The following is a 9,585-nucleotide window of genomic DNA, read 5'->3' on the forward strand; positions in this document are numbered from 1 at the left end:
CTTTCTTGGCTTCTCTCACACGCTCAAACTGCCCAAGGTTACTCATTCTGCTTTCAGATCTAGATCTTGCACTTCTTCCACTACCTTCAGTTATCACTGAACCACCAACAGGTTCGCCTCCTTGTGCTGCTGAGCCGCTAGATCCAACGCTAGTGTCAGCCGATGATGCTGCTTCTTCCCCCTTTTCTGGTGCTCCATTCTTTGATTCTTCTTTAGATCGCGATGATTGTGGCATCTCTGACTTGCTCCTTCTACGAGATGCAACTGCAGTAGAAGAATTGATGCTAGGTGAATCTGATCCAGAATCACTACTAGGCGAAGCGGTTCTAGGAGGCAAAGCCTTAAAACTCTTTTGTAGCTCGGCATAAACAATCTTTTCTGCTAAGGTTAGTTTTGGTAGTTCAGTTAGTTCTGGTAGTTCAAATGGAGGAATTTCACTAAAACTTATTTTTTCTTGAAAATCTAATCCTAATTGTTGTGACACGGAAGTTACAAATTCTCTATATTCATCATTTTTCCCATATGATTTTAATTCAAAACAATCTCTTACAACAGCTATTTTACGCCAATCATCTACATATTTCTTATAGCTTTCTTGAACCTCAGTTACTTTTTGCTCACTTCCTAGCTGCTCAAATAATTTTAATCTAAGACTTATTTCTGAAATAATATAATGATCACTTGCTTCTGGTGCTACCGCTTCTTCTGATGCTGCCTCCCCTTTTCGTGATATGCTATTTAAAAAATTAAGTTTTTTCTGCATTCTAAACATATAAAACTCTAAATCTTTGAGCTTTTCCCCCATGCTAAACTCATGCCTATCTCCCCTAGAAGCACCTGCTTTCAAAAAACTATGGCTACAATGCACACCTTCTATTTTACCCTCTTCTCGTCTAATAAGTAGAACATCTTCTACACTAGTGCTATTATCTACACCAGTATCTAACCCTCTGTCTCGTGCAATTTCTTGTAATGATTCCAGTTTTGGTTTACATTGTGTAATAATCTCATCAAGATCATAATTTACACTTTCACTCTTACGAAATCTAAAACTTTTTCCAATGCTTTTTAAATGTCTCGCCAAATCTTGAAGCTCAATAACAGAGCGATAAGCATTGTTGTATAATCCTGCTGCATATTCTAGTGCTGCTGCCTTATCTGCTTCTGCCTTTGCTGCTGCTGCTTCTCTTTCTCTTGTTAGTTCTAGTGCTGTTGCCTGATCTGCTTCTGCCTTTGCTGCTGCTTCTTCTAGTGCTGCTGCCTTATCTGCTTCTGCCTTTGCTGCTGCATCTTCAGCTTCAGTACATTTTTCAAATAATGAACGCTGAGCTTGTCTGATTTTATTTAACTTATTAAGCAATGATTTAAAAGCTCTATCTTGTTTTTCAGTATTTATAGCAAGCTGCTCAGCTGCTGATCCAGATCCTCTATTACTTACACTTTTTGGCATTAATCCTCCTTTAATGTCGTTAAATAATTTCTAAATATTTACGAAGAAAAACAACTTATACTAGGTTTTTAAAGTAAAACTCGCTTTTTTTAGCTTTTTTGTATATATTTAGCAATTTCTTTTACTATAATAACATATTTTTATCTTATTACAAAGGTTTTTATGTATTAAATATAATTAAAATTTAAAATAGAGGGGTTGCATCAATAATTTTTATAAATAAAATAGAATAAAATTTACTTGGTTTCAGTGCAAAATAAAAAATTATTACTACTTAGCTTAATATTAGCTTTTATTACAGCCTGCTCAAATAACAATAATAATAACTTTAGCAAATATAAAAATAAATTACAGCAACAAACTATAAAACTAGGCTATAATGTAGAATTTACTAATAATATCTTTAGTAAAATTCATTTTGATGACTCATATAGTTTTAACGATCAAAAACAATTTACTAAAAAACAAAGCTTTAACCAATATTATAACAATGCTGTAAATAATCTGCGTATTAAAAAAGCCAAAAATAAATTACAAGAACATCATAACTTGCTTAATAATATTTTCACAAAATATCAGGTGCAACCAGAATATATTATAGCGTTATTTGCGATTGAAAGTAATTTTGGGACAAAAACGGGCGATTTCCCTGTGCTAAATTCATTATTTAATTTAGCCTATGAAGGAAGAAGGAGAAAGTTTTTTGAATATGAGTTTTTTGCCGCACTAAAATTAATTAAAGAAAATAAGCTCAACCCTAATAAATATGAAGGCTCATGGGCAGGAGCAAGCGGTCAATGTCAATTTATGCCCTCTACCTATCTTAAATATGCTTCAGACTATAACCTTGATGGAAAAAGAGATATCTGGCATGATAAAGAAGATGTTTTTGCCTCTATCGCAAATTATCTACATCAGATAAATTGGAACCCAAACTTACCCTTTGGTTACGAAATAATTGCAAGCCCTGAATTAATCTCTTATAGCAAAAAAATAAAAAATAAAAAAATCTCTCTAGCAACTCTTACCAAAAAATTTCCCATCAACATAATCCAAAAAACTAAATTCAATCAAATTGAATTAACAGAAAAAGTTAATTTAATTACCTATGATGGAAGATTATTTATTTTATTTAATAATTTCCATGTCATAAAAGAATGGAATAATTCTAATTATTTTGCCCTTACTATTGGCTTACTTGCAGAAAAAATAAAATGATAAAAATTTTTTTAACTATAATAATCTTATGCTCATCTAATCAGCTGCATGCTGCTTATAAAGGGCATTTTAAAATAGGTAAACCATATCAAATATTTGATCAATGGTATTACCCAGAAGCTAATGTAAATTACGAAGAAATCGGAGTAGCCTCTTGGTATGGACCTAAATTTAATCGAAAAAAAACTGCAAATGGTGAAATATTTAAAAAACATCACATTAGTGCAGCTCATCCAACCCTACCCCTTCCCTCAATTGTAGAAGTGCTAAATCTAGAAAATGGTAAAACTCTTATAGTCAGAATAAATGATCGAGGACCCTTTGCCAAAGACCGCATAATTGACCTGTCCGAAAAAGCCGCTAAAAAATTAGAATTTAAAGAACAAGGTACCACCCTGGTAAAAGTAAATTTTCTTAAAAAAGAAACTAATGAACTTCATCAAAAACTTTTTGGTAAAATTATGCTAAAAAGTCACCCAGAAAATATAGCTGAAAACCACTCTTTAAGTGAAGCAAATAAATTATAACCATATGCAAAAATATTTTATAACCAGTACTGGTACAGAAATTGGCAAAACTTACTTTATTTGCTCCCTGATTAAAAAATTAATTGCAGAAAAAAATACAGTTAAAGCTATAAAGCCAATTATTACAGGACTTGATTTTTCAGAGCTAACAAATTCAGATTCAGCACAAATTTTAAACTCTCTAGGGCAAAAAATTACTAAAGAAAATATCTTAAATATCTCGCCTTTTTATTATAATGTTGCAGACTCACCAGATAGTGCCGCCCTAATTCAAGCAAAAAATTATTTAAATTATAATAAAATTTTAGATTTTTGTAGCTCGTTTCTAAATAATCATAATAAAGATTACGCCCTAATAGAAGGAATTGGAGGTATTATGGTGCCTATAAATCAACATAAAACCATTCTAAACCTTATTAAAGACCTTAATATTGAAATTATTCTAGTAATCGGTAATTATCTAGGCTCTAGAAGCCATAGCCTTAATGTTATTGAACTTTGCCAATTACATAATATTAAAATTCATAAAATTATGCTAAATAACTTTCCTAATGATTTAACTAATGCACAAAATATTCAAAAATCTTTGACCAACTTTTATGCAAACCAAATCGATATTTTTAACTAATTTAAAAATATTTTAGCATAGGTTAAGCAAAATTAACTAACTTAAATTATGCTAAAATAGCACTTATTACTTTAAATTTCTAAGACTAAATCAAATTTAAATATAAATTAAATAGTAAAATATCTTGTATTTTTAACTAAATTATAAATTCTTAATTAATTTTTCAGCTATCTGTATAGTGTTTAAAGCTGCTCCCTTTCTTAAATTATCTGCAACACACCAAAAAGCCAAACCATGCTTTACAGTTGGGTCAATACGCACACGCGAAATATATGTGGCATCTTCTTTGACCACTTCAACCGGTGTAATATAACCACCATCTTCCCTGCGATCTGCCAGCATAATACCCTCAGCTGACTCAAAAGCATCATAAGCTTGTGTCAATGAAATTTCATCTGCAAACTCAACATGTATCGCTTCAGCGTGACCAACAAAAATTGGACATCTAACACATGTTGCCACAACCTCTATGTCATCCGATAAGATTTTTTTAGTTTCATGCATCATTTTCCACTCCTCCTTAGTGAAACCATCATCCATAAAAACATCTATGTGAGGTATAACATTAAAAGCTATCTGCTTAGTAAATTGTTTAGGAGCTCTTTTATTATTCATAAATATATCCTTACTTTGACTGTAAAGCTCATCCATTGCAGCTTTACCAGCACCAGACACAGATTGATAAGTACAAACTACCACTCTTTTTATTTTAGCTACATCATGTAATGGTTTCAAAGCTACCAACATTTGAATAGTAGAACAATTTGGGTTTGCAATTATGTTTTTCTTTTTATATTGCAATATAGCCTCAGGATTTACTTCTGGCACTACTAACGGCACATCTTCATCCATACGAAAAAATGAAGTATTATCTATTACCACGCAACCAGCTTTAGCAGCCTTAGGTGCATATTCTTCAGATACTGCAGAACCTGGTGAAAATAATCCTATATCTGCTGTGCTAAAATCAAAATCATCAATCGCAATAACTTTGATTTTTTTTCGCCCAAATAAAACATCCTTGCCCCTAGAACGCTCTGACGCTAAAGGGTAAATTTCTCCTACTGGAAAATTACGCTCATAAAGTAAATTTAATAACTCCCTGCCAACATTACCAGTTGCACCAGCTATACAAATATTATATTTTTTATCCATTTTATACCTAATTATTTAAGCTATTTTCGCGTAATGCGCACTTGAATCTAGCTCTTCTTCTATTCTAATTAATTCATTATATTTAGCAGTACGATCAGATCTTGATAGTGAACCTGTTTTAATTTGTCCACAATTAGTTGCAACCGCAATATGGGCAATAATAGTGTCCTCTGTTTCACCAGATCTATGTGATAATACCGCACTATAACCAGCTTTATGCGCTATTTCAATTGCACTTAAAGTTTCACTTAAAGTACCTATCTGATTAACTTTTATCAAGATACTATTAGCCATAACTTGCTCTATACCCTTTTTTAAAATTTCTGGGTTAGTCACAAATAAATCATCTCCAACTAATTGGATTTTACTTCCTAATCTTTTTGTTATTTTCTGCCAGCCCTCATAATCATCTTCAGCCATCGCATCTTCTATAGAAAAAATAGGATATCTAGCTACTAAATCTTCGTAATATGTGATTAATTCGTCATTTGTTAAAATCTTACCCTCTCCAGCTAGATTATATTTACCAGCTTGATAAAATTCAGTAGAAGCTGCATCTAAAGCAATTGCAACCTCGCTGCCAGCTTTATAACCAGCTGAGTCGATAGCCTTTAATACATAATCTAACGCTTCATCAGTCGAAGCTAAATTTGGCGCAAAACCTCCCTCATCTCCTACCGCAGTATTGTGACCATCTGCTTTAAGTAATTTTTTTAAATGATGAAAGATTTCTGCACCAACTCTTATTGCATCACTAATTGAATGTGCCGCAATTGGCATAATCATAAATTCTTGGATATCAATCGGATTATCAGCATGAGCACCCCCATTTATAATATTCATCATAGGAACAGGCATTTTATTAGCTTGCTTACCTCCCAAATACTCATATAAAGGTTGTTTTTTGCTCGCACTACACGCTTTAGCATAAGCAAGAGAAACTCCCAATATGGCGTTTGCACCAATTCTACTTTTATTAGCTGTTGCATCTAAATCTATCAATTTCTGATCTAGTTGCTTTTGCTGATAAGCTGGAAAATCTTGCAATGCTTCTTGTAATTCATTATTTACATTTGCAACTGCCTGTAAAACTCCCTTACCTAAATATCTATTTTTATCTTCATCACGCAATTCACATGCCTCTAAACTTCCAGTAGATGCGCCACTTGGTACTGCCGCCCTACCAAAAGAACCATCCTTTAAATATAAATCTACTTCTACAGTTGGGTTACCCCTTGAATCTAAAATTTCTCTCGCTTTAATTTTTGCTATTTCTGTCATGTTATTATAAAGATTTAGTTATTTTATCAATTGCAGTTACTTGCTTTAAAAAATCATCCAATGATGCTAATTCTAGCATACATGGTCCATCACTTGGCGCATTATCTGGGTCTTCATGTATTTCCGTAAATAAACCTGCAACACCTACTGCTATTGCTGCTCTAGCCAAGGTTCTAACAAAATGTCTTTGCCCACCAGAGGCACCACCTAAACCACCCGGCTGTTGAACTGAATGGGTTGCATCAAAAATTACTGGATAACCAGTTTCGGCCATAATAGCTAAACTACGCATATCTGATACTAAATTATTATAACCAAAACTTGCGCCTCTTTCAGTTAGTAAAATGTTTTTATTACCAAAATGCTCCATTTTATTAACTACATTTTGCATGTCTTGTGGAGCCAAAAATTGACCTTTCTTAATATTTATTACTTTACCAGTTTCTGCTGCCGCCTTTAATAAATCAGTTTGACGACATAAAAATGCTGGAATCTGCAAAATATCAATTACATCATTACTACCCACCAATTTAGCCTGCTCTTCGCTGTGAATATCAGTTAAAATTGGTAAAGAAAATTTCTCTTTTATTTCCGCAAAAATTGGTAAAGCCTGCTTAAAGCCAATACCTCTTTTAGAAGACACACTTGAACGATTCGCCTTGTCAAAAGAGGATTTATATATAAGATTCACTCCATGTTTTGCACAGATTTTCTGCATCTCCTCAGCCAACATCAAAGCATGATCGCGCGACTCCATCTGGCATGGGCCCGCTATTAAAGTAAATTTTTCATGATTACTTAAACTATAATTTTTAACTTTAACTTTATACATAATTTACTTAAAATTTTGCTGCATTATAATAAATTAAGCTAGGATGTAAACATAATTAAGCAAGCTGAGCGAAATACAAAAATTGACTTTAGCTTACACTATATTAAAAGATAATTATGTGATTGTTTCTGTAGCTCAGTCGGATAGAGCACCAGATTCCTAATCTGGGGGTCAGAGGTTCGAATCCTCTCAGGAACACCACTAACTATCTAGCTCAGTTATTTTTGCTATTTTTAATTTTGCTTGTTCTAAATGCTGCTCCAAATATTTTTTTAAAGCTATGCCATATTCATAATTGGCAATTGAATTATCCAAGCTCGTATCACTATCTTCCATTAAAGAAACAATATCTTCTAATTTCTTTAAAGCATCCTCAAAGGATAAGTTCTTTATTTCTGCTATTTTAGCAGTTTTATTTGACATAATTGCTTGGCTTTTTTGTTATTAAGCTTAAATATAGTAAATTCTAATTGCTATTTCAACATATTATATGAAAAAATTACTCTTAATATTTTCTAGCTTTTTTTTATTAGCTAATAATGCCCCAGTTCAAGAACAAGAATTAATTGCACCAGAAATTAGCAGCGGTTTTTTCGCTAAAGAACAATTAGAAACTAAAGAATTTATGGTTGTTTCTGGACATATAGTTGCAAGTGAAGCAGCCCAAAAAATCATCCAAAAAGGTGGTAGTGCAATAGATGCAGCAATTGCCGCACAATTAGTGTTAAATGTTGTCGAACCACATGCATCAGGCATTGGTGGTGGTGGCTTCTTATTATATTATGATGCTAAAAAGCAAAAATCTTCGTTTTTTGATGGTCGAGAAACTGCACCGCAAAACATTAATCCCGATATTTTCCTAGATAAAAATGGAGATAATAAAAATTTTAAAGAAGCATTAAAAGGTGGAGCTTCAGTTGGCGTGCCAGGCCTATTAAAAATGCTTAAAATGGCACATTCAGAACATGGCAAATTACCATGGTTTGAATTATTTAATGATGCAATAAATGTTGCAGCTCTAGGTTATCATGTTACTCCTAGAATTAATAATTTAATCGCAAATACCGCCCATATCAAAGAATTCAAAGAAATGAAAGAATTATTCTTTCAAGACAAAAAACCTCGCGCAATAAATGATATAATTAAAAACCCAGATTTAGCCAATAGCTTGCGTGAAATTGCGGCAAATGGTATAAATAGCTTTTATCAAGGTAAATTAGGCGAAGAGATTGTCAATAAGGTCCAAAATAGTAAAATAAACAAAGGTAGCCTAACTTTAAAAGATCTTGCTAATTATAAAGCATTATCTGGTGACCTAATTTGTTTAAATTATCGAAAAAATAAAGTTTGTTCAATGCCAATGCCAAGCTCTGGTGGAGTTACTTTGTTACAAATATTAGGCATTTTAGAGAATTTCGACTTAACCCAAATGGAACCTTATTCCATCGAATCTCTACATCTAATAAATGAAGCCATGCGACTTGCTTACGCTGATCGCAATACTTACACAGCAGATAGCGCTTTTGTGGATGTGCCTATCAAAAAGATGCTTGATAAAAAATATCTTAAAGAGCGTAGTTTTTTAATTAATGTTGATGCCGCAATGATTAATGTTTATCCAGGCGAATTCTCTCAATTAAACAGCCCTAAATATGCCCATTATCAAAATAAATATGAACCACCTTCAACAACCCATATTTCAATCCTGGATAAAGAAGGAAATGCTGTTTCTTTAACCTCCTCAATCGAATATTCTTTTGGCTCTGGCCTAATGGCTGGCGGCTTTATTTTAAATAATCAATTAACCGATTTCTCTTTCAAAAGTAAAGTTAACCAAAAATTAGTAGCAAATAGAATTGAAGCAGGTAAAAAACCGCGTAGCTCCATGAGCCCTACCTTTGTTTTTGATAAAAATGACAAATTGATCATGATTGTTGGCTCACCAGGTGGTGCTAGAATTATTTCTTATGTAGCCAAAACTATAATTGCTACCTTAGATTGGCAAATGGATATTCATGAAGCAGTTAATGAACCAAATTTCAACAAAATGAATGACACATTAGAATTGGAAGAAGAGTCATATTTTTCTGACTTTAAACCAGATTTAGAAAAAATAGGTCATAAAGTGAAAGTAAGAGATTTAACCAGTGGAATTCATGCTATCTTCATCGATAATGAACGAAAAATCATCTCAGCCGGTATCGATAAAAGACGAGAAGGAGCTGCAACAGGTGAATAACCAATTTAACATGCGTCACAACATCATCTTATCTTTACCCTCTCAGCAAAACTAAATGCGTGCTTCAATTAATTAACTTAAATGCAACTACTTTACAGCATCTTCCCTAAAATATTATGTCTAACTATATATCATTCGCACTTATATATTTTTAGTAATTAGCATAATAACATAATGAAGCAATCAACGCAGCTAAACTTAAATTTAAGAAATATTACGATGAATTTAATCAGCTTTATATCCGGCTAATGCTAA

General features: G+C 32.7%; 8 protein-coding genes, 1 tRNA gene and 1 pseudogene. 5 read left to right on the forward strand and 5 right to left on the reverse strand.

The window, feature by feature from the left end; genetic code table 11:
• Positions 1-1,129: 1,129 nt before the first annotated feature.
• Positions 1,130-1,291, reverse strand: a pseudogene (tolA, locus tag HOH73_05900) (cell envelope integrity protein TolA).
• A 408-nt stretch (positions 1,292-1,699) separates the two neighbouring features.
• On the opposite strand from tolA, the gene HOH73_05905 reads away from it, so the two are divergent.
• The 3 genes from HOH73_05905 to bioD are packed head-to-tail and all read left to right on the forward strand — an operon-like array spanning position 1,700 to position 3,823.
• Positions 1,700-2,668 carry a lytic murein transglycosylase gene (locus tag HOH73_05905; GenBank protein MBT5828388.1) on the forward strand — a complete coding sequence of 323 codons (969 nt, stop codon included), beginning with the start codon at positions 1,700-1,702 and terminating at the stop codon, positions 2,666-2,668.
• On the forward strand, positions 2,665-3,195 hold the full coding sequence (locus HOH73_05910) for a septal ring lytic transglycosylase RlpA family protein (GenBank protein MBT5828389.1): 531 nt from the start codon (positions 2,665-2,667) through the stop codon (positions 3,193-3,195). The genes HOH73_05905 and HOH73_05910 overlap by 4 nt, the downstream gene beginning before the upstream one ends.
• 4 nt (positions 3,196-3,199) lie before the next feature.
• Entirely contained in the window at positions 3,200-3,823 is a 624-nt protein-coding gene (gene bioD, locus HOH73_05915; GenBank protein MBT5828390.1) for a dethiobiotin synthase, read from the forward strand.
• A gap of 141 nt (positions 3,824-3,964) precedes the next feature.
• Here bioD and HOH73_05920 read toward each other — a convergent pair whose 3' ends face one another.
• The 3 genes from HOH73_05920 to kdsA are packed head-to-tail and all read right to left on the reverse strand — an operon-like array spanning position 3,965 to position 7,091.
• A complete protein-coding gene (locus HOH73_05920; GenBank protein MBT5828391.1) occupies positions 3,965-4,978 on the reverse strand; it encodes an aspartate-semialdehyde dehydrogenase in 1,014 nt (337 codons plus the stop codon).
• A gap of 15 nt (positions 4,979-4,993) precedes the next feature.
• Positions 4,994-6,259, reverse strand: coding sequence for a phosphopyruvate hydratase (gene eno, locus HOH73_05925; GenBank protein ID MBT5828392.1), 1,266 nt, complete (start codon positions 6,257-6,259; stop codon positions 4,994-4,996).
• Between the two features lie 4 nt (positions 6,260-6,263).
• Positions 6,264-7,091 (reverse strand): 3-deoxy-8-phosphooctulonate synthase, encoded by an 828-nt coding sequence (kdsA, locus tag HOH73_05930; protein MBT5828393.1) that lies wholly within the window; start codon positions 7,089-7,091, stop codon positions 6,264-6,266.
• 124 nt (positions 7,092-7,215) lie between these two features.
• On the opposite strand from kdsA, the gene HOH73_05935 reads away from it, so the two are divergent.
• Positions 7,216-7,292: transfer RNA gene (locus HOH73_05935), tRNA-Arg, on the forward strand.
• Here HOH73_05935 and HOH73_05940 read toward each other — a convergent pair.
• Positions 7,293-7,514: an exodeoxyribonuclease VII small subunit gene (locus HOH73_05940; GenBank protein ID MBT5828394.1), complete on the reverse strand. Its 222-nt coding sequence runs from the start codon at positions 7,512-7,514 to the stop codon at positions 7,293-7,295.
• Between the two features lie 67 nt (positions 7,515-7,581).
• On the opposite strand from HOH73_05940, the gene ggt reads away from it, so the two are divergent.
• A complete protein-coding gene (ggt, locus tag HOH73_05945) occupies positions 7,582-9,330 on the forward strand; it encodes a gamma-glutamyltransferase (GenBank protein MBT5828395.1) in 1,749 nt (582 codons plus the stop codon).
• The last annotated feature ends 255 nt before the right edge of the window (positions 9,331-9,585 follow it).

This window comes from Alphaproteobacteria bacterium, from assembly GCA_018667735.1.
GTDB lineage: Bacteria > Pseudomonadota > Alphaproteobacteria > Rickettsiales > JABIRX01 > JABIRX01.